Origin of the sequence: Lentzea sp. NPDC006480 (assembly GCF_040611995.1) — a bacterium.
GTDB lineage: Bacteria > Actinomycetota > Actinomycetes > Mycobacteriales > Pseudonocardiaceae > Lentzea.
Map to the genome: position 1 here is coordinate 1 of NZ_JBEXPJ010000081.1, position 22,534 is coordinate 22,534.

The window sequence follows — 22,534 nt, forward strand, 5'->3', positions numbered from 1 at the left end:
CTCGTCGACGTCCTCGCGGCTGAAGCCGCCGCGGTAGTCGCCATCGTCCACATAGCACGGTGACGGCGTGAGCAGGACCAGCTGCGCGAACCGTTTCGGATACCTGCCCTTCAGCTCACTGCGCACCCGCAGGTAGCCGTTGCGCCAGAAGGACCTCAGATCGCTGGTCACGGCGGTGGGACGGCCTGCCGGGGAGAGCAGGTGCACGACCACCGGAACTCCCGCGATCTTCGGCGTGTCGGCCCACTTCATGGCGTCCTGGATGCGGACGTGGAGAGCGGGTTCGTCGCCCGTGTAGTCGACCTTGCCCTGGCCGATGCGTTCCGGCGCGAGCTGGTCGAACTCCGCCGCTTCCGGCCACGGCAGCAGGTTTCGCAGCAGGGTGACGGTGTCGATTTTGGCCAGGTCACCGCGTTTCTTGGCCTTGCCGAGGTCGATCGCGCGGATCAGGTTCTCGTCGTCGACGCTCGGCCAGTCGCGGGTGCGGTGCAGGAAAGCCATGCGTTCGCGCAAGCGTTTGGCGGCATCGGTCCACTTGAGCAGTTGCAGGCCTTCTTGTTCGAGGCCGAGGCGGAGTGCCTGCTGCGACTTGGCGAGGTCGTTGAGCGGGCGTTCGTCGAGGGTGATCGCGCCGAGCTTGCGGACGCTGTTCGCGATGACGTCACCGTTCCAGCGGATGTCGTCCTCCGTGTGGACGAGCGCTGCGGCGGCGGTGACGGCGAGGTCTTCGTCGGCGGGGGCGGCGAGGCGGACGCGGCCGTGCTTGCTGCCCGGTTCGCGGTCGGCGATCGCGACCGCCAGCCACTGGTTGTGCGAGTTCGTGTGTTCGACGGCCGTGCCGTTGGCCATCAGGTAGACGTTGCTGTTCTTGGACCTGCGTTTCGCGAGGCGTTCCGGGTAGGCGAGGGCGACCACCAGCGCCGGGTCGCCGTTGCCATGTGGGTTGGTGCCGAGCTTTTCGAGTTTCTTGGCTTCCTGGCGCCACTTGCCCGGGTTCTTCAACGCCGTGGCCAGGTCGTCCGTGCTGGGGTGCGAGCTGTCGTCCAGCAGTGCCACGACTTCGGCTGCCGTGCGGTTACCGGCCAGTTCGCTGCCGTCGATGAGCGCGCGGCCGAGCCTGGGGTGCAGGCCGACGCTGGCGATCTTGTCGCGGCGGTCCGGTTCCAGGGCGCCGATGGCGTTCAGGGTTTCCTGGGCTGCTTTGAGGGCGCCTTCCGGCGGGGCGTCCCACCAGCTCAGGTTCTCACCGTCCGGGGTGCCCCAGACCGCGAGCTCCAGGGCGAGCCTGGTCAGGTCGGCCGTGCGGATCTCCGGCTCTGGGTAGCGGGGGAGCGTGGAGTGCTCGTGCTCCGGCCAGCAGCGATAGACCCGGCCAGGGGCTTCACGTCCGGCTCGGCCGGCGCGTTGCTCGGCGACGGCTTGGGAGACGCGGATCGTGGTCAGACCGGCCAGGCCTCGCCGGTGGTCGACTCGTGGCACTCGGGCCAGCCCGGCGTCCACCACCGCTCTGACGCCGGGGACGGTGAGGCTGGACTCGGCGATGCTGGTGGCGAGCACCACGCGTTGGTGCTTGCCGGGTTTGAGGGCCGCGTCCTGGGTCTGGGCGCTGAGCTGGCCGTGCAGGATCACGGTTTCCGCGTTGAGCATGCTCGCCGTGCGGTTGATCTCTCGTACGCCGGGCAGGAACGCGAGCACGTCGCCGTCCACTTCGGACAGAGCTTTGTTGATGGCTCTGGCGACGGTGGTCTCGATGTGCTCGTTGCGGGCGGGCGGGACGTAGGTGATCTCCGTCGGGTACATGCGCGACTCGGTGTGCAGGACCGGCGCGTTGAGCAGGTCGGAGAGTCGTTGTGCGGCAACGGTCGCGGACGTCGCCAGGAGCTTGAGGTCCGGGCGCAGGCCTGCTTTGGCGTCCAGGAGGAGGGTGAGGAGCAGGTCGGCGTCGAGATGGCGTTCGTGGCACTCGTCCAGCAGGACCGTGCCGACGCCCTTCAGCTCCTGGTCGTGCTGGAGCCTGCGGACCAGGAGTCCGCTGGTCACGACCTCGATGCGGGTGTGCCTGCTCGTCTTGCGGTCGCCTCGGACCGAATAGCCGACGGTGTGGCCGACGGGTTCGCCCAGCAGGCTCGCCATGCGTGCGGCGGCGGCTCGCGCGGCGATCCTGCGCGGCTCGGCGACGACGACCTTGCCTTCGAGGTGGCCTTCGAGTGCCAGCGGGACGAGCGTGGTCTTGCCCGTGCCCGGTGGGGCGACGAGAACGGCTGAGCCGTGGTCGTCGAGGGCTTTGAGGAGTTCCGGTAGGACGGACTTCACCGGGAGATCGGGCAGGTGCACGTCGTTCAGTGTGTCAGGGTTGGTGTCATGGTTGACCCGTTGCGCGATCCCGACGACCCGGAGCTGCTCGACCCGTACGAGTCGCGGTCACTGGCGATCCTCGTCGAAGGGGCTCGGCTGGCGTCCGGCGCCGTGCGGTACGGCAAGGTCGGCCGGGTCGGGTGTGCGGCGGTGGTGATCAACCGCGAGAACCCGCTGCCGTCCGGGAACTTCGGCTGCGCGCTGGACGGGACGTCGGTGGAGGTCGCGTCGACGTTGCTGCAGCTCGAGCAGACGTTCGCGGACGTGGGGCGTGCGGAGGCCGTTGTCTACGCGTCGCCGACGACCGTGGACGAGATCGAGGGGATCGCGGACGACTCCGGCTGGTACGCGGTCGAGGAGCTCCTGACCGTGGTCCATCGCGGGCGTGCTTCGGCGTCTGCGGAGGTCAGACGGGCTGTTGACGCGGATCTGCCGGGGATCGTCGAGCTGCTGTCCGACGAGCTCGTGGGCAACCGGGCGCGATTGGCCAAGTGGCTCGGGCATCGACTGGACGATCCGCGGTGTTTGCTGCTGGTGGTGGACGACGGCGATCGGATCGGCGGATTCGTGTCGGGGTTCGCCGAGCGCGGTGTGGGGCTGGTCGAGCAGTGCGTCGTACGGCCGGCGCGGCGGCGTCGGGGCGTTGGGCGGTCGTTGGTGGTGACTGCTGCGGCGGCTCTGCGTTCCGCCGGTGCTTCGTTGGTCGCTTCGCAGGTCGACGAGGGTCCGGGAGAGCGGTTCGCCGAGGCGTGCGGGTTCGTCGCGGCGTATCCCGTAACGGCATATGTACGCAGAGTGGATGAGCTGCTCGACTGAGTTATTTAGTTGCCGCGTGACATATCCTTAGCAGGGCTAAGGGAGGTCTGGTGCGCGAGCGGTTACCGGTCGAGGTCTGGGTTCTGGTCGCGGCGAGCTTCATCATCGCCATCGGGTTCGGGATCGTGGCGCCCGTGCTGCCGGTGTACGCGGCGTCGTTCGGCGTCGGGCATACCGCTGTTGCAGCTCTGATCAGCACTTTTGCTTTCGTGCGGCTGGCTTTCGCGCCGGTGAGCGGCCGGTTGGTCAACAAGTTCGGCGAGCCTCGCGTCTACATCGTCGGCATCCTGATCGTCGCGTTCGGCACGGCGTTGTCCGGCTTCTCGTCGAGCTACCCCGAGATGCTGGGGTGGCGTGCGTTGGCCGGTATCGGGTCGACGATGTTCACGGTGGCCGCTCTGGGCCTCTTGATTCGCATCACACCGGCGCCGATGCGTGGCCGCGCGTCCGGGCTGTGGGCGGCCGGGTTCCTCGTCGGCAACGTGTGCGGGCCGATCGTTGGCGCTGGTTTGGTGCCTTTGGGGCTGTGGGTGCCGTTCGTGTCGTACGGCGCGATGCTGTGCCTCGCGGCGTTCGTGGTCTGGTTCTTCCTGCGTCGTTCGACTCTCGCTGCTCTCGACAAGACGAACACCGACGTGCCGATGTCGGTGCGTGAGGCGGTGCTGCACCCGACCTACCGGGCCGCGCTGGCTTCCGGGTTCGCGAACGGCTGGGCCGTGTTCGGCGTGCGGATCTCGTTGGTGCCGGTGTTCGTCATCGAGGCGTTGCACCACAGCGCGGCCGTGGCGGGCATCTCGATGTCGGTGTTCGCGGCCGGCAACGCCTCGATGCTGTTCCTGTCCGGCAAGATCGCCGACACCCGCGGCCGCAAGCCGGTCGCCATCGCCGGGCTGATCGTGAGCGGCCTTGCGACGGTGGGGATGGGCTTCTCCGGTGACATGTGGACGTTCATGGCGTTGTCGCTGGTCGCGGGCATGGGTGCCGGCCTGCTGAACCCGCCGCAGAACGCCGTGGTGGCGGACGTGATCGGCGCCAAGGGCAAGGGCGGTCCTGTTCTCGCGGGCTTCCAGATGGTGACCGACCTGGGCGCGATCATCGGCCCGATGTGCGCCGGGTTGCTGGCCGACTCGTTCGGTTTCGAAGCGTCGTTCGCCATCACCGGTTTGGCACTGCTGCTCGCGGTCGGCTTCTGGTTCGTCGCGCCCGAGACCCTGCCCACACACGAGGAGGAGCACACGGCCGCCGCGGTGGCGTCGGAGTGCGGCTGCCTCGACGAAAGCGCCGAGATCCCGACCGGTTCGCGGGTGGGCGGCAAGCCACGCCACCCGGAAGCGTGATTGCGTACTCAGCTTTCTTTTAGTTTGTGTCGCTACCCTCGTCGCCGTGGGTGGAGCAGAGCGCAATGCGCGGAAGAAGAAGCAGGCCGCGCGTGCGGTGGCCCAGGCTAGGAGCTCCGGTTCCGACCGGACCAAGGTCATCGCCGGCATCGCCGTGGTGGCGGTGCTCGCCCTGGCCGTCATCGGCTACGTCGTCTTCCAACAGATGAAGCCGTCCACGTCCGCGACCGGCGCCATCCCGCAGACCTCGGCCGACCACATCATCTCGGCGCCCGCCGTGCGCGACGGCAACACCGTGCTGGTCGGCAAGGATTCCGCCGGCGTGACGGTCGACGTGTACGAGGACTTCCTCTGCCCGATCTGCGGCACGTTCGAAAAGACCTACGGCGCCGACATCAAGAAGGCGGTCGAGGACGGCAAGATCAAGCTCCGCTACCACATCCTGCCGATGCTGGACCGCCTCTCGAAGCCCGCGGGCTACTCCTCGCTGTCGGCCAACGCGGGCCTGTGCGTGGCCGACGAGGGCAAGTTCAACGCCTACCACGGGGCGTTGTTCAGCGCCCAGCCGGAGGAAGGCGAAGCGGGCTACACCGCGGACCAGCTCATCCAGCTGGGCAAGGACCTCGGCATCACGTCGTCCGGCTTCGAGTCCTGCGTGCGCAACAACACCTACAAGTCCTCGTTGGACGAGCTGATGACGCAGACCAGCAACGACCCGGTGCTGAAGGATCCTGAGACGGGCCGCTTCCGCGGCACGCCCAGCGTCGCTTCGGGTGGCAAGCTCGTCGACCTCGACAACAAGAACTGGTTGTCCGACCTGACTAAGTGAGTCCGTCGATCGGCGCCTGGCCCTGAGTCCATCGGGCCAGGCGTTGTGCTTTTCCTTGCTCCGTGCGCGGCAGCTTCCCGGGTTCGAGGACGTGGACCTGGCACGTGATGCCCAGTCGTTCCTTGAGGTCCTGGCCCAGTTTCCGCTTGATGTCCTGTGTGGACTCGACCGCCACGTGCAGCTGTGCCGTGGTCGTGCGGCGGTCCTCGACGATCAGGTAGTGCGGGCTCGCGTGTTCCAGGACGACCGCCTCGATCTCCGTCGGGAAGACGTTGACGCCGCGGATGATGAGCATGTCGTCCTTGCGGCCCTTGAGCTTGCTCATTCGCCTGAGCGTGCGTTGGCCGGCGGGGCCGTGGAGGCTTGCGATGTCGCCCGTGCGGTACCTCAGCAGCGGCATGCCGGTCTTGGTGAGCGTGGTGAAGATGAGCTCGCCCTGGTCGGTCTCCGGGTAGAAGTGGTCCTCGGCGATGTTCAGAAGCCCTTCGGAGTCAAGGGATTCGCACGCCACACCGGGACCGATCACTTCGGACAGTCCGTAGATGTCCAGCGCCCTGATGTTCAGTCGCTGCTGGATCTCCTGCCGCATCTCCTCGGTCCACGGCTCGGCGCCGAAGATGCCGACCTTGATGCTGGTTTCCTGCAGGTCGTCCGCGAGCCTGAGCGCGTAGGACGGTGTGCAGCAAAGGATGTCCGGCTTCAGGTCCTCGATGAGCCTGATCTGCCGCTCCGTCATGCCACCCGACATGGGGATGACCGTGGCTTTCAGCTTGAGGCCGCCGTGATGCACCCCGAGCCCGCCGGTGAAAAGCCCATAGCCGTAAGCGTTGTGGATGGTCGATCTCGTGGTGGCCCCGGCCCCCTGCAGAGCCCTGGCCATGACCTCGGCCCAGATCTCGATGTCGTTGGCGGTGTAGGGAATGAGCGTCGGCCGCCCCCCGGTGCCCGACGACCCGTGCACGCACACGATCTCTTCCTCGGGCGCGATCCGCAGCCCGAACGGGTAGTGGTCCCACAGGTCCTGCTTGCTGATCGTCGGCAGCAGGTGGATCTCGTCGAGCGTGACGTCTGTGCCGCGCGTCACCCCGGCTTCCCTGATCTTGCGACCCTGGAAGTTGTCCGTGCCGAGAAGCCTGTCGACGAGGCCCCGCAGGCGCTGTTCCTGCAGCTCGCGACGGGCCTCGGGGTCCATGCACTCGATCTTCGGGTCGAACGGCGCTCCGGCGGTCATCACCCGGTCCTACCAGCCTGAATGGGGTTTGGATACCCCCGATTTTTATCTCGTGGACCTCTTGATGTACGGTATTGCCACACGAGAACGACGGGGAAACCCGCCGAGAACGTGGACCTTCAAGGGGCTGTGGCGCAGCTGGTAGCGCATCACACTGGCAGTGTGAGGGTCAGGGGTTCGAGTCCCCTCAGCTCCACTTGAATTGAGAGCCCGTCTGATCAAGCGATTTTCGCTGGTCAGGCGGGTTTCTTGCTGTTCTGGGGTTGATCTTCGGTGATCGTGTTGTGGTGCCCCTATGGAGCAGATCTGGAGAGCAATCTCCGGCTTGATCGTCGTGCTGGTCGCTGGCCTGGGTGATCGTCGCGCCCCTCTCACTAACGGTGTGAGGGGCATAGCTTTGTTACGCGGCAAGCGGTCCGGACACGTGGCGTTCGGTTGGCCATGGTGCTGTTGAGTGTGCTTTGACGTTGAGGTCGGCTTCGTGCCAGCGGCGTTGTAGGTCGTTGAGGAGTCGGAGTTCGACTTCGGGGGCGACGTGGGAGTTGACCTCGGTGACGCGGTTGGGCAGGTGGTGGCCGAGTCGGCGGGCTTGGGCGATCTCAGGAGCACACCGCCGGAAATGAGCCAGGTCTTGTGGCTGTGCCGTAGCCCGTGGAATGTCAGTCCTGGCCGGGGCGGCACCGGACGACGGCCGCGGCGGCGGCTTCTTGCGCGGTTACGGCCAGGCCGACGCCGCCGCCATGATCACTGTGCGCCGCCCGACGCCGTACTTGCGTTCCAACGCACGCCCGGACAGCCCGGCACGGGCAACCCGGCGGATCGCCGCGTAGAGCTCTACCCCGGCGTTGGAGGCATCGGTGCTCTTCATCCAGAGCACCGACATCCTTCCACCGCAAGCAACCCCTGTGGTCACTTCAGGCAGAGAGAACCACGTTCACCTTCCAACTCCGGAGCGGCGTGCGGATCTCGTATGTCGTCACGAAATCCGGTGACTTGGTCACCGGCACCGCGAACAGGCGCTAGCAGGCGCACAACAGCGGTCAGTCCACGAGGTTGGGCAGGAGGTGGTCCGCGGATTCCTGGAGTTGTTCTCGCAGGGCGTCGAGGTCGACGTCGACGAGGGTGTGCTGTCGTTTGCGCCAGCGTCCGGCGATCATGACCGCCTCGATGTCGCCGGAACTCGCGTAGAGCGCCGTCGCGACCGGATCGGTGATCGGCCACAGCTTCGGCGCGGAGCCGTCGATGACGACGAGGTCGGCCTGCATGCCCGCTTCGAGCCTGCCGACGCGGTCGTCCAGGCCGAGCGCTCGGGCGCCTTCGACCGTTGCCCAGGCCAGCGCCTGTTTGGCGGTGATCGTCGCGGTGAGGGAGAACGCGCCGGTGGTCTGCCGCCGGTGGTCGTGGTCGCGGCCGCGCTGGTGGGCGAGCGCGATCCGGGCGGCGGAGAGGACGTCAGCGGGGGTGACTGCGTCGGTGTCGGTGCCCAGTGACGGCGCGGCGCCCAGCTGGAGCAGGTGTCCGGTGACGGGGGAGCCGTGGCCCTGGCCGAGCTCGTTCTCCGGTGTGCACGTCACGGTCGCTCCCGCGTCGACCAGGATTTTGATCCACTCGTCGGTGAGTCCGGCGCCGTGCACGACGTTGGTCGAAGGGCTCAGCAGTCCGGCCGCCCTCACCGCCTCCCACCCCGGGCCTGGCACTCCGCCGCTCTGGTGCATCGAAACGACGATTCCACGCTCGGCTGCCGCGCGGAAGTCGGTGACCGCGACGTCCGGAGTGGACAGTTGCGGGCCGCGGACGGCCAAGCCGAAGGTCAGCAACGCGTGGGTGCCGGCCGGGCCGTCGAGCAGCCGGTCGATCTCACTCACGGGGTGGGCCGCGTCGGCGGCGGAATACGGGGTGCCGTGCAGAAAGACCCCGCGGATGCCGGACGACAGCAGGCCGTCGATCGCCGCGTCGGTGTGTCCGGGCGTGGGCGTGTTGTGACACCAGTCGCCCAGGGTCGTGGTGCCGCGGTCGAGCTGGCTCAGCGCGCCGGCGAACGTCCCGACGCGCATGTCTTCCGGGTGGTAGTGCTTGGCCACGGCGCCGTGCATGCGACCGAGGTAGTCCGCGAGCGTCCAGTCGACGCCCACGCCGCGCAGCGCGGTCTGCCAGGTGTGCAGGTGGGCGTTGACCAGGCCGGGCATGATGATCCGGTCCGTGACGTCGACGATCTCCGCACCGGTGTCGTCGAGGTCGTCGCCAACTCCGACGATGCGGTCGCCGTCGATGAGGACGTCGCAGCGTTCGGCGTCGGGACGGTGCGGCGCCATGGTGATCACCTGCGCGCCGCGCAGCAGGATGCGGGTCATCGTGCGGTCTCCTGCTGGGCCACGGGTGTCAGCGCGCGGGCTGTGGTCTGGATCGAGGTGAGGAAGTTCCGGGTGGCGATGTGCCCGATGTAGCCGTCGGGACGGATGAGCAGCAGGGTGTCCTCTTTGAGCCCGTAGATGTGGCGGAAGTCGTGCCGAGAATCGGTGAGCACGTGGTCGGCCTTGACGTCGGCATCGACGACGACACGCCGCAGCGGCGCACCCGTGTCCGGCCAGTTGAGTTCATCGCTCGTAGCGGCGGCATTCGGGCCGTAGGCGACGAGGGTGAAGTGGGGACCCCGGTAGGTGTCGAACAGGTGCACCGGTGTGCCGTCCGTGCCGAGCAGTTCGGCGTCCGGCGCACGATCGCCGACCTGCAGTGTCGTTGTGCGGTCGCAGTCGGTGGGTGCGAGCGGGCCGCCGTAGTAGGTCAGTGACAACTGCTGCTCGTCCTTGCCGCGGCGCAGGCTCGACGGGTCGAGCTTCGCGATGCCTTCGTACTTCTGCGTGGACAGGCCGAGCACACCTGCGGCGATCGGCAGGCGTTCGGCCTCGTAGCTGTCCAGCAGCCGCGGGTCGGCTCCGGCGAGGACCTGGGCGAGTTTCCAGCCGAGGTTGTAGGCGTCCTGGATGCCGGTGTTGAGGCCCTGCGCGCCGGCGGGGGTGTGCACGTGCGCGGCATCGCCGGCGAGGAAGACCCGTCCGCGCCGGTAGGCCTCCGCCAGGCGGATGTTGGGTCGGAACACCGACCGCCAGCGGATGTCGTGCACTTCGATGTTCCGGTTGTGGGTGTGCGCCTGGATCCGCCGGGTGATCGCCTCCACTCCCACCGGGGGTTCCTCGTCCGGCGCCAGACGGATCATCCACTGGAACAGGTCGCTGTGCGGCAGCGGGCAGGCGCCTGCGAACCGGCCCTTCACGCCGGGCCAGATGTGCCAGCGATCGCGGGACAGACCGGTGGTGACCGCGTCGACGATCAGCATCCGGTCCTGTTCGTCGGTCGTGCCGAGGAAGCTCAGGCCGAGCTGGCTGCGCACGGTGCTCGAACCGCCTTCGGCTCCCACGAGGTAACGTGCCGTGATCTTCTCGATGTCGCCGTCCCTGATCACCGTCGCGGTGACCAACCTGCTGTCCTGCACGAACTCGACGAGTTTCCGGCCGTACTCGACCTTTCCGCCCAGCTGCTCGAGCCGGTCGTGCAGCACGCTGTCGGTGCGGTACTGGGGAATCAGCCGGGTGTTCGGGTAGGGAACGTCGGCGGTGCGATCGCGGTTGCGGAACATGCGCCACGGTGCGGCGACCGGTCCCAGGTGGATGCCCAGGCGCGGGTAGTCGCTGCTGCCCGCGAGGACCTCGTCGATCGTGCCGAGGTCGTCGAACACCTCGAGTGTCCGCGGCTGGATGCCTTTGGCGCGTGAGCCTTCGAACGAGTGCGGGGCCTTGTCGATGACGCGGACGTTCACGCCGCGGCGCACGAGGTCGATCGCCAGCGTGGTGCCGGTCGGGCCGGCACCGGCGATCAGCAAGTCGATGATTCGGGAGGTGTTGGGGTCGTTCATGGTCAGAGCCGATCTGGGTGGGGAACGGCGAACGAGGCGAGCAGATCGCTGACGTCGTGAGGCCGTTCAAAGGGGGCCATGTGGCCGCATTGGGTGATGACGTGTGTCTGTCGTGGCCGCAGCAGCTTGGTGACGGTGTCGAGATGGGTGATCGGGGTGACCTGGTCGTCGTCGCCCCACACGAGCAGGGCCGGGATTCCCAGCTCGCCCGTCCGTCGGAAGAGCTCCTGCCGCTCGTACAACGGGAAGTCCTGCAGAGTCTGGAAGAACGAGTAGAGCGAGCCCTCGCACCGGTAGGCGTCGCGCACCATCGCGACCAGCTCGGCGGACAGCGCTGGGTCGCGGACGTTGTGCCCGAGGTGCCCCTCCAGCAACCTGCGGCCGAAGCGCCTGGCGACGAACCCGCTCAGGAAGTCGTTGCGCAGCAACCGCTGCGGCAGGGGATGTCGGTCCAGGCCGGCCGGCCCGACGACGGTGAGCGTGGCCACCGCTTCGGGATATCGGTTCGTGTAGGCCATCGCGACGAGCGCACCCATCGACGTGCCGACCACGTGCCACGGTGGTGTGAGACCCAGGGCCGCAGTCAGTTCGGCCAGTTGCCGGACGAACAACGCCTCGTCATAGGTAACGCGCACCCGGTCGGAACCGCCGCGGCCGTAGGCGCTGTAGGCCAGGGTGCGCAGTCCTTGGGAGTGCAGCTGCTCGGCGGTCCTGTCCCAGTAGAACAGCGGGATCGTGATGCCGCCGACGAGCACGACGAGTGCGCCGTCTTCGGGACCGGCCAGCTCGTAGTGCGTCACACCGTCGGACAGCTCGACGTAACTGCCGCGCAGTGTGCGCCGTGTTGTCGCGTCGAGTCGAATGTCCTCATCGGACGCGACGAAGTACCTCATCGCCGCTCCTCCTTCGCGGGCAGGAACTCGGCGATCGCCGCAGCCACCCAGTCCGGGTACTCCTCCGGTAGCAGGTGCCCGCCGTCGGGGTGCACGCGCTCCTGGGCGCCGGGGATGTCGCGGGCGAAATGCTGCCCGTCGACCTCGGCGCTGCGCAGCACCAGCGTCGGGACCTTGATCCGCGTGATCTCGCCGCTGCGGTCCGGCTGGTCGGTGTTGGCGAAGTCGACGAACGCAGACCGGTTCCCCGGGCGACTCGTCAACGCGTACACCCGGTCCACCATGGCGTCGTCCACGATCGACGACTTCGGGCCGACCGCCTCACGCAGCCCTCGTTCGGTCGCGCCGCGCGGGAGCCATCGCCGCAACACCGGGCGCAGCAGCGGATTCCGAGCGAGTCTCAACCCGGCGGGCAGTGACTTCTCCGGATAGCCGGTGGCGTTGACGAGCACCAGCCCGTTGAGCCGCTCTGGGGCGTCCAACGCCAGGTTCCACGCAATGTTGCCGCCCAACGAGTTCCCGGCCACCGCGAAGTGCGGCACGTGCAACGCGGTCATGAAGTCGGCGACCGTTCGCGCGTACGTCCGGACGCGGTAGTCGCGGTCGGGTCGCGGCCCCGTCCGCCCGAATCCCGGCAGGTCCGGGCGAATCACGTCGTAGGACGACGACAGCAGCGCCGCCACCCGTTCGAAGCCCTCCAACGACGACCCGCTGCCGTGCAGCAGCACCACCGTTGGTCCCTGACCTGCTCGTTTGTAGTGAACGCGCAGGCCGTCCACCGAGACGATCTCGGTGTCGGAGGCGGGAGTGTGGTTGCTCTTCATAATGGCTACAGTGTTGCCATTATTGTAGGAGGTGTCAACCGGAGGTGATACTGATGTGTGTGACCAGTTCGTCTTTGCCTGCCGCCGACGGCACCGAATCCACCCGGCGCTCACGTGGCCGTCCCGCCGTCCCGCTGGACCGGATCCTCGCAACGGCGTTGCAGCTCGTCGACGAGGAAGGCGCTGAGGCCCTGTCCATGCGGAGCCTCGCGCAACGGCTCGAGTCCGGCACGGCCACGCTGTACCGCCACTTCACCAACCGGGCGGTGCTGATCGGTCACGTGGTCGATCGCGTTCTCGGCGAGGTCGAACTCGATTCCGGCGCTCTTGCGGAGATGAGCTGGGACCAGGCCTGTCAGGCGCTCGCCCAGACGATGTTCGACACGCTGGGCAAGCATCGCAAGGTCGCACCCTTGCTGATCGAAGAGACGCCGATCGGCCCGAACGCGATGATGCTGCGGGAACGCTGCCTGGCCGTCCTGCTCGACGGCGGGCTGTCTCCGAGTCTCGCGGCGCGCGCCTACGCGACCCTCGCGCGCTACGTCCTCGGCTTTGCCATCCAGCTCGGCGGCTCCGGGAACGGGGCTGAGCAAGAGCGGGTGTCGACGTATTTCCACGAGCTGTCGTCCGCCGAGTTTCCGGCCACTCTCACGGTCGCGGACTCGTTGCCCGTGCCGCTGGAGGACGAGTTCGCCTTCGGGCTGGAACTGATCATCAACGGCCTGCGCCAGCTGCACGCCCGTTGAGCTGGCTCCGGTCGAAGTCCGGCTCGTAGATCAGTGATCAGCACAGTCTGCTCGGGCGGACAGAACGTGGGGCCGACGTGGCAGCACTTTGATGGCGGCGGGAGTAGCCTTGTGTGGCGAAGTGTCCACGTTGGTGTCGATGCTCTGTAACCCTTGTGTTGCAGGCGCTTCGTGTTACGTCGCGCGAGTCTCACACTGTACGTGGTGGAGCGAAACTGGAGCACGGCAAGGAGTTGGACGTCACCGAACGGCGCTGAATGGCACTCAACGACACTGCATTTCCTGGGGAACTTGGGTTTTCGCTGGTAAGAGTCCTTTGTGGATCATTCTGGCAGTGTGAGGGTCAGGGGTTCGAGTCCCCTCAGCTCCACTTGAAGTAGAGCCCGTCTGATCTGGCGAATTCGCTGTTCAGGCGGGTTTTCTGCTGTTCTGGGTTGATCTTGGATGATCGTCTTTTGATCGTGTTGTGGTGCCCCTGTGGAGCAGTTCTGGAGCAGGATTCTCCGGCTTGATCGGTGTGCTGGTCGCTGGACTGCGTGATCGTCGCGCCCCTCCCTGACGGTGTGAGGGCAGCGGGATTGGTTATGTGGCAAGTGGTCTGGAGACGTGGCGTTCGGATGGCCAAGGTGCTGTCGGGTGTGCTTTGACGTTGAGGTCGGCTTCGTGCCACCGGCGCTGCAGGTCGTTGAGTAGTCGGAGTGCGATCTCGGGTGCGCCGCCGGCGATGAGCCAGGTCTTGCGGCTGTGCCGCACCCATGGAAGGTCAAGCCGGGTCTGATCGCGACGGTCCGGGCACCTGACCGGGGTCGCCGCGACGATCACCGCCCGTCCGTGTTCGACGGCACCCAGGTGGGCTACGGGTCATCGGTTCGCACATCCAGGGCGCGACGATCTCGTCCGCGCAGCAGTCCGAAATTCATGCTTCTTGAACGCAAGCTGACTTGGAAGTCGATCAGGGGTTACTGCGCACTTCAGAAGCGGAAGTGGAGCAGCGCCGGGGGAATCCGCTTGATCTTGGTGGCGATCTCCGTCCCGCCCGCCGCGGCCTTGGAGATCCCTGAGCGCAGCACCGAGTTGCTCGGAGGGCGGGTAGCACGCTCATTCCACGCCTTCGTGATCTCCTCGACCATGGAGAAGCAGTCGGGAGCCACGTTGACGTAGGCATCGAACAGGGCATCCTGTTTCTCTGCGGCGGCAGCCGCGCCGCCTACGCACGCCACGGCCTTGGCCGTCACACCGTTCAGCTTGCCGATCTGGTCCCACGGCAGCTGTTCGATCAGTGAACCGAGCGTCCTGGCGTTGAAGGCCTTGGTGCCGTGCGGCGCGTCGGCAGCCACGGTAGGAAGCTGGACGGTTGCGGCCGCCAGTGTCACCACGGCCGAATCGCCGCTGGGCAGCAGCAGCCACTGGCCGGGAACCTCGAGAGCATCGGCCCCTGCCTGTTCGAGAATCAACTTGGTGATGGGGCCGTCCGTGAGGTGCAGGCCTTTCTCGTAGGTGACCGTTGTGAGGATCGACGAGTAGGTCAGGCGCACGGATGTCGGGCTGATGTTCACCAGCCGCAGATTCGTGTTACTCCGCTTGCACACCTTCACCAGGTTGGCGACGTCCGCGGGCTGCGGCCTGATGTCCTGCTCGAATGCCGTGCATCCGGGGCTCTGAATCCAGAACTGGCTCAGGTTCAGCGGCGGGAGCGGATCGGCGGGCGCGGCGACCGAGGTGCCCGGCGGGGGAGGCGCGGCGGTCGTCGTAGGGCTGGGCGGATCATCACACGCAGTGATCGGCAGGCTGACGACGACCGCAGTCGCGAGTGCCGTATATGCACTTCGGAGCCGGTGAGCTGCCATGGTGGTGAATCGGGCGGACGCGACGGAACGTTACTTTCAAATAGTGTCAATGGTGAAACGGGCCGGTCGCGGAGGACGCGCCTCCGCGACCGGGCCGCCCGTCAGCCGCTGTGGTCAGGATCCAGCTTGATCGACTTGTCCAGGCAGAAGTGCACCCCGTCGGGCTCGTACCCGGCCGTCTGGGTCCCCGGCGACATACCCCAGGGATTGCCCGCGTGATCGGTAGTGGTGTCGCAGTCGGCGAACGGCGTGTCACCCCGAGGCGGGATTCGACTGAAGCTCTTGAAGTCGCCGCGGGTTACCGGCCCGGCTGAGGTGCGTGGCCTGCCGTCGAGTTCGATGGCCTGCCCGTTGCGGTAGAGGTACTGGTCCGGCATGTAGCTCGACCGCAGCATCGGGTAGTTCTGGAACGCCCCGAGCGGCGTGACTGTGCCGTCGGCGCAGGCGCGCAGGCTCAGCTCCTGCCAGATCGGCGGCGCCTGGTTGAACAACGAGCCCGCGGTGCCTGCCTTGAAGAACATGTTGTAGATCTCGTCGGCCACGTCGGCGACCCGACTGGGCACGTTCGGCGCCGCCCGCAGGCGTTTCGCCCAGCCCTGGAACGATGTGGACACGTAGCCGACCCCGAGCATGGGCCGGTAGCCGATCATGCCGCCGGAGGCGTACAACGTCGCGACGCACGAGCCGCCGCTCGGAACCGGGGCGTTGGCGTAGTCGGTGACCACCGGCCGTTTGCCGGCGAACCGGAAGGCACGGCCGGGCAGGATGCCGTCGTACTGCGGGTCGGCTGAGCTTGCGTGGTGGTCGTAGATGTTCAGGTTCGTGGTGCTGTAGTTCAGGTTCGGGAAGTCGAGGCCGTAGTCGGTGGACGCCGCCTGGATGAAGTCCCTGACGAAGAACGGCAGTTCGGTGTCGCCGGTGCGGTGGTCGTAGGAGGCGTCCGCGCTGCCGTCGACGATCTTGCCGTCGGCGCCGACCACATAGGTGATGGTGACCCGGCTCCTGATCTTGTAGGCGGTGTCGTCGGTGTCGAACAGCGGCGGCTTCGTGGTGCCGGTCGGGCGGAACCCGACCTTGTTCGAGAAGCCCAGCCACTGCGGGATGGATTGACCCCGTGGATGGTTCACCGGGTCGGTGCCCGCGTCGAAAACGTTGTCGTGCCACTGTTGTGCCGCGGTGAAGGTGCGGAACGCGACGCAGTCCGGCGCCGGCTGGTTCGGTGGGCAGGTCCTGCCGCCGATCACCGCGTTGGACTTGTCGGCCGCCCATTGGTAGGCGGACTGCCTGTCGGTGAGCGGCGAGCTGACCCAGCTCGCAGGCCAGGTGGTGTCCAGGTTCTGGTTCTCGTCGAAGTAGGCATAGGCGTCGATGGTTTCCTCCACCGGGCGCCCGGTCACCGGGACGAACGCCATGCCGTCGAACGCGACCGTGCCCACGTCCGGCTCGGTGTCGTCGCGGGTGACGTTGCTCAGGCTGACCTTGGCGTTCGGCCCGAGCTGGTAGATGCCGAGGCTCTTCCAGTGGTTGTAGTGCTCGTGCTGGTTGATCACCCGTTGCTTCACCTCGCCGTTGGCCGTGGTGACCTGGTAGACCGCCGAGCTGACCGACGCGCCCGCGACCGGGACGTGCGCCCGCACGACGTAGGTGCCCGCGGCGAGGTTGTTCGGAGTCCAGGTGCCGGTCACCAGGTGCGGGCCGTCGCCGGAACGTTGGTTGCCCGCGAACCACGTGTGCCCGCCGAAGCCGGTGGCCGCCTGGTGGAAGTCGATCGCGCCGACCTGCTGGCCGTTCTTCTCGCCGACGGTGTAGGCGAATGTGCCGGCGTTCTGCCAGTTCCGCTGTGGACAGAACAGGTTCGCGTTCGGGTCCGCCAGCTCGTCGACGATCACCGCTCTGGGGCCGAGGTCGGAGTCGCAGGCGGGTGCCCACGGGTTGGCCGCGCTCGGTTCAGGTGCGTTGGTGCCCTGCGTGAAGTCCGACCGGGCGCAGTTGTCCTCACAGGTCGGCACGGACGAGTGCCACCAGCAGTGGAAGTCGGGCCGGGCGCACGAGCCACGGCCGTCGTTCTGCTTGTCGCAGTAGTTCGCGGTGGTGCAGAAGGACATCCGGTTCGGATAGGTGATCGGCTTGGCCGCGTCGCCACCGGGGCCCGCGGTCACCTTGGGATAGGCCGAGTGTCCCCACGGGATCTGGATCGGCGTCTCCGCCCAGCCCAGCACGCGTTCCTGGTACGGCCAGTCAGACGGGTGCCGCGCGTCGTCGTAGGTCGCGCGGAGGAACACGTCCCGGTTCGGCGGGTAGTCGGGGTTCATCGGGTTGTTGGTCCAGCCGAGGCCCCAGTTGCCGCTGCCGTCGGTGCACGACGGGCCCGGTGTGCAGCCGGTGGTGTTGCCGGTCTTCGGGCCGGGGTTGATGCCCGTGTTGTAGGCCCAGAGCGGCAGGTACCACATCTCGACCCGCTCCGGCCACGACTGGGTGGTCTGGAACATCCTGGCGGACACGACCTGGTTCCACTTGTCGGCGAGGATGCCGAGGCCTGCCTGGATGTTCTCCGCGTAGTCCGTCGCGATCTTGGCTTTGCCGTTCGCGCTGATGGACGTGTCGTCGGCTCGCATGCCGGTGGTGACCTGCGCGATGCCGTACCCGCAGTCGGATTTGCCGTAGTCGATGTCGTCGAGCGTGCCGCCCGCGCCGTAGTAGTCGCCGATCAACGGGTTGCCGCCGGAGCCGCGCAGCGTCCGCCAGGAGGCGTGGCTGTAGGCGCTTTCCTGGGCCAGCACACCGTTCATCACCGCGGGCGGGATGAACCCGCCGTGCGGATAGAGGCTGGGCACCGGGAAGTCGTTGCTCGGGGCGAACGCGGGCAGTCCGGTGGCGTGGTGGTTGGCGGGCCGGGTGTAGGCGGAGCCGATGAGGTTGCGACTGGCCATCTCGACCGCCCAGTTCGACTGCTCCGGGCTCGAGCCGAACGCCTGGCGGCGCGGATCGTTGCGCGGCACCGCACACGTCGGCGTGGGAGCGGCGGCCATGGCCTTGGGCTCGGCCGTTCCGCCGTCGCCGGCGGGCACGGCGCGGGTGACGACCGGCGCGATGTCATCGGACAGGTCGGTCTTCACCGCCACACCGCTGGCCGTGGCGAACAGCTGTGGTGCGGCACCGGGTCTCGTGCTCGCCAGCGCCACCTTGCCCTCGATGCTGGTGGTCTCGACCCGGTCACCGGACAGCCGCGTGGCCACCCTGCTCGCCCCGGCCTCGCTCCTGACCAGCCCGAACGCCGTGTTGCGCCCGTCCGCGCCGGCGAACAGCCTGGTGTTCGCGCCGGAGCCCAGCAGTCGCAACGACGTGCCGCGCAACTCCTGCAACTCCACCACGTCCGGCTTCTTCACCAGCACGTTGACCGCGCCGTCCGGGCCCGAGGTCAGCCGGAACGGCTCACCATCCACAGTGGCTTGGACGGTCGGCTCGCTGTCGCCGTTGATCCGCACCACACCGTTGCCGCGCAACGCCAGCAGTCCGTCGCGGGTCGGAACGGCCGAGGTCAGCTGTCCGGCCACGGTGCCTGCCCTGGCCGTGACGCCGGTGCGTGCGTCGACCTTGAGCAGTTCGGTCCGTGCCTGATCGTCGCCGAGGTGACGCAGCAGCGCGACCTCGGAGCCGGCGCCGCACCCGGTGGCGTGGTACTTGAAGGCGACGCCCTTGGCGACCGGTCGCGTCTTCCCGGTCGCGATGTCGACCAGATAGGACAGCCCGCCGCGGTCCCGCAGCACCGGCTTGTTCACCGCGCCCCTCGGCAGCAGCGTGACGGCGACGGTGCTGCGGTCACCGGTGACGCACTGGTAGCCGAGCCATTCGTCGGCGTCGTAGCCGCCCGGCTGGATGCTCGCCAACGGCCGGAACGCATATTTCTCCCGCTCCCGGCCCAGGTAGAGGTGGTAACCGCGGCTGTCACCCTGCCCGGTGACCATCAGATCGGTGCCGCGCCACCAGCCGGGGTCGACCGCTGCGAGATCCACCCCCGTCCCCACCTGCCCGGCCGCCTGTGCCGGCGCCGCGTCGGGCACCGGAAGCGACAACATCAGCGCCAGCGCCGACACCACGGCGGCGGCCTTGCCCAGCCTTCTTGTTCTCACGCCCGCAGCATTGGCGGGTGATCTGGGCGGAAACCTTGAATCGACCTTGACGACAGCACCGGTCTGGTTGACTGCCCACAGTCACTACTGGGGGCGACGGTGGAGTTTCGGGTTCTGGGGCCGGTCGAGCTGTGGGTGTCCGGGCACCGGATCGACCTCGGGCCTGCCAAGCAGCGGTGCGTGCTCGCGGCGTTGCTGCTCACGCCTGGTCGAGTCGTGCCGACCGAGATGGTGATCGACCGGGTCTGGGGCGAGGAACCGCCCGCCGGGGTGCGCAGCGTTCTCTACAGCTACGTCACCCGCCTACGTCGCGCTCTGCAACCGGCCGGGGTGCCGCTGCGCCGGGAGTCCGGTGGCTACGTGCTGGATCTCGCGCCGGAACGCGTCGACGTGTTCCGGTTCCAGGAGCTGGTCCGGCGCGGCCGGGCGGCCGATGACGACGAGCACGCCGCGGTGCTCCGGGACGCTCTGGAGCTGTGGCGGAGCACCCCGCTGGAGAACATCGCCGGTGACTGGGCAGGCAGGATCCGCGACGGTCTCGCCGAGCAACGGCTCAGCGCCGTCGTCGCGCTGGCCGACCTCGACCTGCGGCTGGGCAGGCACACGCGCGTGGTCGAGTACCTGTCCGCGCTGGTGCCCGAGTACCCGCTGGCCGAGCCGCTGACCGGCAGGCTCGTCCTGGCGCTGCACCGCGCCGGGCGGCAGGCCGAGGCTCTGACCTGCTATGCCGACGCCCGAGCGCGGATCGTCGACGAGCTCGGCGTGGAGCCCGGCCCCGAGCTGCGGGCGGCCCACCTGGAGATCCTGCGTTCCGACGCCGCGCCGGAGGTCATCCCGAGCTCGCCGCGACCAGCGCAGCTCCCGGCCGGTGTCGCCGCGTTCACCGGTCGCTCGGCCGCCTTGGCGCTGCTGGATTCCTTGCTGTGCCAGGACGGGACCACGGTCGTGATCTCGGCGATCGCGGGCACCGCTGGTGTCGGTAAGACCGCGCTGGCCGTGCATTGGGCGCATCGGGTCCGCGACCGGTTCCCCGACGGCCAGCTGTACGTGAACCTCCAAGGCCACTCGGCCAGCGCCCCGCCGCTTGCGCCGATCGACGTGCTCGCCCGTTTCCTGCGCGCGCTGGGGGTGTCCGCCGCGCAGGTCCCCGTCGACATCGAGGAAGCGGCAGGCCTGTACCGCTCGTTGCTGGCGGAGAAGCAGCTGCTGATCGTGCTGGACAACGCGGCGAGCCCGGAGCAGGTCCGTCCGCTGGTTCCCGGCAGTCCCGGTTGTTTCCTGCTGGTCACCAGTCGCACCCGGCTCGACGGCCTGCTCGCCAAGGACGGCGCGCGCCGGATCGCACTCGATGTCCTTACCCCGCAAGAAGCTCTGGTGTTGTTGCGACAGGTGCTGGACGACGAGCGCGTCGCCGCGGAACCCGAAGCTGTCGCCGAACTGGCCCGGCTGTGCGCCTATCTGCCGCTCGCGCTGCGAATCGCCGCCGCGAGCCTGAGCAACGACCCGAGCCGTGTCATCTCGGACTATGTCGGCGAGCTCCTGGCGGGCAACCGGTTGGCCGCACTGGAGATCGAAGGCGACGAGCATGCCGTGCGCGCCGCGTTCGACCTGTCCTACAGCGCGCTCAAACCCGAGTCACGGCAACTGTTCCGGCGCATCGGGCTGATCCCGGGGCATGACATCACGGCCGCCGACGCGGCGATGCTCGCCGGCACCACACCGGCCGACGCTGCCAGGATGCTCGGTCAGTTGGCCGCCGCGCACCTGGTCGATTCCCCGGTGCCGGGCCGTTACTCGTGCCATGACCTGCTCCGGCTCTACGCGAACGACCGGTCGCACGACGAGGACAGCCTCCGCGAACGAGAATCCGCGCTGGAGCGGCTGTTCACCCGGTATCTGCACATCGCCCGTGCCGCCGTGGACCTGATCTACCCGGAGAAGCTGCGCCTGCCGCTCGCTTCCGGCACTCCCGGTTTCGCCGACCACACCGCCGCACTGGCCTGGCTGGAAGCCGAACGAGCCAACCTGGTCGCTGCCGTGGTGCATACCGCGGCACACGGACCTCATTGGATCGCGTGGACGCTGGCCGACACCCTGCGCGGGTACCTGGAGATCCGCCGGTACAACGTGGACGGTCTCGCCGTGGCGCAGGCGGGTTTCGCCGCTGCCGCAACGCATGGCGACTTCCAGGCGAAGGCGGCGGTCCAGCTCAACCTGGCCTGCGTGCACTACAACACGGGTGCGTTCGACGTGGCGGAGCAGGAGTATCTGACGGCGCTTGACCTGAGCCGTCTGGCGGACTGGCCGGAGGGCCAGGCCGACGCGTTGAGCAGGCTCGCGGTCGTGGGTTCCGACCCGGCGCGGTCGGCCGACCGGCTACACGAGGCACTGGAGATCAACCGGGTGGCCGGGAAGGTCGGCGGTCAGGCCATCAACCTGAACAACCTCGCCCAGCTGCACTGGAAGATCGGCGCGCTGGCCAAGGCCGCCGACTATGCCGCGCAGTCGCGGACGTTGTTCCGTGACATGGGTTCCATGCTGGGCGAAGGCGTCGCGCTGGTGAACCTGGCCGCGTTCCACCGTGATCTGGGCAAGGTGCCTGAGGCACTGGAATACGCGACCCTGGCCCTCAGCCTGTTCGGCCAGGTCGGCGAACGCCCGGCCGAGGCCATCGCCATGGAGGTGCTGGCCTGCGCACACCTGGATGCTGGACGGGAGGTCGAAGCGTTGGAGCACGCCACGGTGGCCTACGCCATCGCGCACGAGATCGGTGATCACCGGCTGGAGGCCGACGGGCTCAACGTCCTCGGCTTCGTCGTGCACATGATGGGCCGCCACGAGGAAGCGGCCGTCCACCACCGCAACGCCCTGCCTCTCGCGGCGCGCACCAGCCATCATCGTGCGGTCGCGGAAGCGCACACCGGCCTGGCCGAGACCCTGCTGGCCCTTGGCAGGCCGGACGGCGCCCTTGCGGAGATCGAACCGGCCCTCGCCTGCGCCCGGAGGTTCGGATTCCGTGCGGTGGAGGGAAAAGCGATGACCACGCTGGCCGCCGTGCACCTGGCCCTCGGCGACCCCTCACGCGCCGAGGACATCGCACGTGAGGCGCTGGCCGTCCATCGCGAGACCGGCTATCGCCTGGGCGAGACCCAGGCGACAGCCCTCCTGGTCAGTACCACCGAGTACACACGTCGCCACCAAAGGAAACGTGGACGCATGCCCGGCTGACCAGGCTGCGGTCGTTGAGCATCTCGGACCACCGGACCGCCCCCGGCGCACTGTTGTCGCTGCTGAAACTGGCGGTCACGCCGTCCTGTCGCTCGACCCAGCCACCCTGCGTGCCTCGCGCCCACACGGTCTCGCAGATCCTGCTGTACCGAAGCTCGACCGCGTAGCCGGCGCCGTAGGCGCTGCCGGCCTGCTCCGCGCTGTCGCTGCAGTTGTGCCAGTTGGACGGACCGCCCGCACCATGCCAGACATAGGAACTCGGATCCTGACCGTCGCACTGGTATCCGCACCAGTCGCCGTTGCGGTCGGCCGCCGACGCGGGCGACGCCAGCCCGATGAAGGCCGCGACGGTGAACAGCACCGCTGTGAGAGTCTTGCCAAACCTCAT

At 68.0% G+C, this 22,534-nt stretch carries 15 protein-coding genes and 1 tRNA gene; 6 read left to right on the plus strand and 10 right to left on the minus strand.

Annotated elements, in window-relative coordinates; translation table 11 throughout:
- A partial coding sequence (hrpB, locus tag ABZX92_RS27545; protein WP_355565238.1) for an ATP-dependent helicase HrpB occupies window positions 1-2,334 on the minus strand: 2,334 nt, incomplete at its 3' end.
- 27 nt (window positions 2,335-2,361) lie between these two features.
- Between hrpB and ABZX92_RS27550 the strand changes: the two genes are divergently transcribed.
- From ABZX92_RS27550 to ABZX92_RS27560, 3 genes are read left to right on the plus strand one after another with little or no spacing between them, the layout of a single operon-like run.
- On the plus strand, window positions 2,362-3,171 hold the full coding sequence (locus ABZX92_RS27550; protein ID WP_355565241.1) for a GNAT family N-acetyltransferase: 810 nt from the start codon (window positions 2,362-2,364) through the stop codon (window positions 3,169-3,171).
- Window positions 3,172-3,221: 50 nt separating this feature from the next.
- Window positions 3,222-4,508 (plus strand): MFS transporter, encoded by a 1,287-nt coding sequence (locus tag ABZX92_RS27555; protein ID WP_355565244.1) that lies wholly within the window; start codon window positions 3,222-3,224, stop codon window positions 4,506-4,508.
- 46 nt (window positions 4,509-4,554) lie between these two features.
- Window positions 4,555-5,337 carry a thioredoxin domain-containing protein gene (locus ABZX92_RS27560; RefSeq protein ID WP_355565247.1) on the plus strand — a complete coding sequence of 261 codons (783 nt, stop codon included), beginning with the start codon at window positions 4,555-4,557 and terminating at the stop codon, window positions 5,335-5,337.
- Here the strand turns inward: ABZX92_RS27560 and ABZX92_RS27565 are convergent.
- A complete protein-coding gene (locus ABZX92_RS27565) occupies window positions 5,330-6,568 on the minus strand; it encodes a phenylacetate--CoA ligase (protein ID WP_355565250.1) in 1,239 nt (412 codons plus the stop codon). The genes ABZX92_RS27560 and ABZX92_RS27565 overlap by 8 nt on opposite strands.
- 123 nt (window positions 6,569-6,691) lie before the next feature.
- On the opposite strand from ABZX92_RS27565, the gene ABZX92_RS27570 reads away from it, so the two are divergent.
- Window positions 6,692-6,764 (plus strand) — tRNA-Ala (locus ABZX92_RS27570).
- 519 nt (window positions 6,765-7,283) lie between these two features.
- Here the strand turns inward: ABZX92_RS27570 and ABZX92_RS27575 are convergent.
- The 5 genes from ABZX92_RS27575 to ABZX92_RS27595 all read right to left on the minus strand — a co-directional run bounded on the left by ABZX92_RS27575 (window position 7,284) and on the right by ABZX92_RS27595 (window position 12,195).
- A complete protein-coding gene (locus ABZX92_RS27575; RefSeq protein WP_355565253.1) occupies window positions 7,284-7,451 on the minus strand; it encodes a hypothetical protein in 168 nt (55 codons plus the stop codon).
- A gap of 157 nt (window positions 7,452-7,608) precedes the next feature.
- The gene (locus ABZX92_RS27580) at window positions 7,609-8,919 is read right to left on the minus strand and encodes an amidohydrolase family protein (protein WP_355565256.1); all 1,311 of its coding nucleotides are present in this window, start codon (window positions 8,917-8,919) and stop codon (window positions 7,609-7,611) included.
- Window positions 8,916-10,478, minus strand: coding sequence for an FAD-dependent oxidoreductase (locus ABZX92_RS27585; protein ID WP_355565258.1), 1,563 nt, complete (start codon window positions 10,476-10,478; stop codon window positions 8,916-8,918). The genes ABZX92_RS27580 and ABZX92_RS27585 overlap by 4 nt, the downstream gene beginning before the upstream one ends.
- A gap of 2 nt (window positions 10,479-10,480) precedes the next feature.
- Complete coding sequence (locus ABZX92_RS27590) at window positions 10,481-11,371, minus strand: alpha/beta fold hydrolase (protein WP_355565260.1); 891 nt, start codon at window positions 11,369-11,371, stop codon at window positions 10,481-10,483.
- A complete protein-coding gene (locus ABZX92_RS27595; RefSeq protein ID WP_355565262.1) occupies window positions 11,368-12,195 on the minus strand; it encodes an alpha/beta hydrolase in 828 nt (275 codons plus the stop codon). Before ABZX92_RS27595 ends, ABZX92_RS27590 begins: the two co-directional genes overlap by 4 nt.
- A gap of 59 nt (window positions 12,196-12,254) precedes the next feature.
- Here ABZX92_RS27595 and ABZX92_RS27600 point away from each other — a divergent pair, with 59 nt between their 5' ends.
- Entirely contained in the window at window positions 12,255-12,941 is a 687-nt protein-coding gene (locus tag ABZX92_RS27600; RefSeq protein ID WP_355565265.1) for a TetR/AcrR family transcriptional regulator, read from the plus strand.
- Between the two features lie 971 nt (window positions 12,942-13,912).
- On the opposite strand, the gene ABZX92_RS27605 is transcribed toward ABZX92_RS27600, so the two are convergent.
- Both ABZX92_RS27605 and ABZX92_RS27610 read right to left on the minus strand, forming a co-directional pair.
- The gene (locus tag ABZX92_RS27605; protein ID WP_355565268.1) at window positions 13,913-14,788 is read right to left on the minus strand and encodes a hypothetical protein; all 876 of its coding nucleotides are present in this window, start codon (window positions 14,786-14,788) and stop codon (window positions 13,913-13,915) included.
- Between the two features lie 101 nt (window positions 14,789-14,889).
- On the minus strand, window positions 14,890-18,918 hold the full coding sequence (locus ABZX92_RS27610; RefSeq protein WP_355565270.1) for a hypothetical protein: 4,029 nt from the start codon (window positions 18,916-18,918) through the stop codon (window positions 14,890-14,892).
- Between the two features lie 99 nt (window positions 18,919-19,017).
- Here ABZX92_RS27610 and ABZX92_RS27615 point away from each other — a divergent pair, with 99 nt between their 5' ends.
- Window positions 19,018-22,146: a BTAD domain-containing putative transcriptional regulator gene (locus ABZX92_RS27615; protein ID WP_355565272.1), complete on the plus strand. Its 3,129-nt coding sequence runs from the start codon at window positions 19,018-19,020 to the stop codon at window positions 22,144-22,146.
- On the opposite strand, the gene ABZX92_RS27620 is transcribed toward ABZX92_RS27615, so the two are convergent.
- Window positions 22,088-22,534, minus strand: coding sequence for a DUF2690 domain-containing protein (locus ABZX92_RS27620; RefSeq protein ID WP_355565275.1), 447 nt, complete (start codon window positions 22,532-22,534; stop codon window positions 22,088-22,090). The genes ABZX92_RS27615 and ABZX92_RS27620 overlap by 59 nt on opposite strands.

Excerpts from the sequence above, each read along its gene's own strand:
- ABZX92_RS27575 (WP_355565253.1), bottom strand. The coding sequence starts at position 7,451 with ATGTCGGTGCTCTGGATGAAGAGCACCGATGCCTCCAACGCCGGGGTA.
- ABZX92_RS27580 (WP_355565256.1), bottom strand. The coding sequence starts at position 8,919 with ATGACCCGCATCCTGCTGCGCGGCGCGCAGGTGATCACCATGGCGCCG.
- ABZX92_RS27595 (WP_355565262.1), bottom strand. The coding sequence starts at position 12,195 with ATGAAGAGCAACCACACTCCCGCCTCCGACACCGAGATCGTCTCGGTG.
- ABZX92_RS27590 (WP_355565260.1), bottom strand. The coding sequence starts at position 11,371 with ATGAGGTACTTCGTCGCGTCCGATGAGGACATTCGACTCGACGCGACA.
- ABZX92_RS27565 (WP_355565250.1), bottom strand. The coding sequence starts at position 6,568 with ATGACCGCCGGAGCGCCGTTCGACCCGAAGATCGAGTGCATGGACCCC.
- ABZX92_RS27585 (WP_355565258.1), bottom strand. The coding sequence starts at position 10,478 with ATGAACGACCCCAACACCTCCCGAATCATCGACTTGCTGATCGCCGGT.
- ABZX92_RS27620 (WP_355565275.1), bottom strand. The coding sequence starts at position 22,534 with ATGAGGTTTGGCAAGACTCTCACAGCGGTGCTGTTCACCGTCGCGGCC.
- ABZX92_RS27550 (WP_355565241.1), top strand. The coding sequence starts at position 2,362 with ATGGTTGACCCGTTGCGCGATCCCGACGACCCGGAGCTGCTCGACCCG.
- ABZX92_RS27605 (WP_355565268.1), bottom strand. The coding sequence starts at position 14,788 with ATGGCAGCTCACCGGCTCCGAAGTGCATATACGGCACTCGCGACTGCG.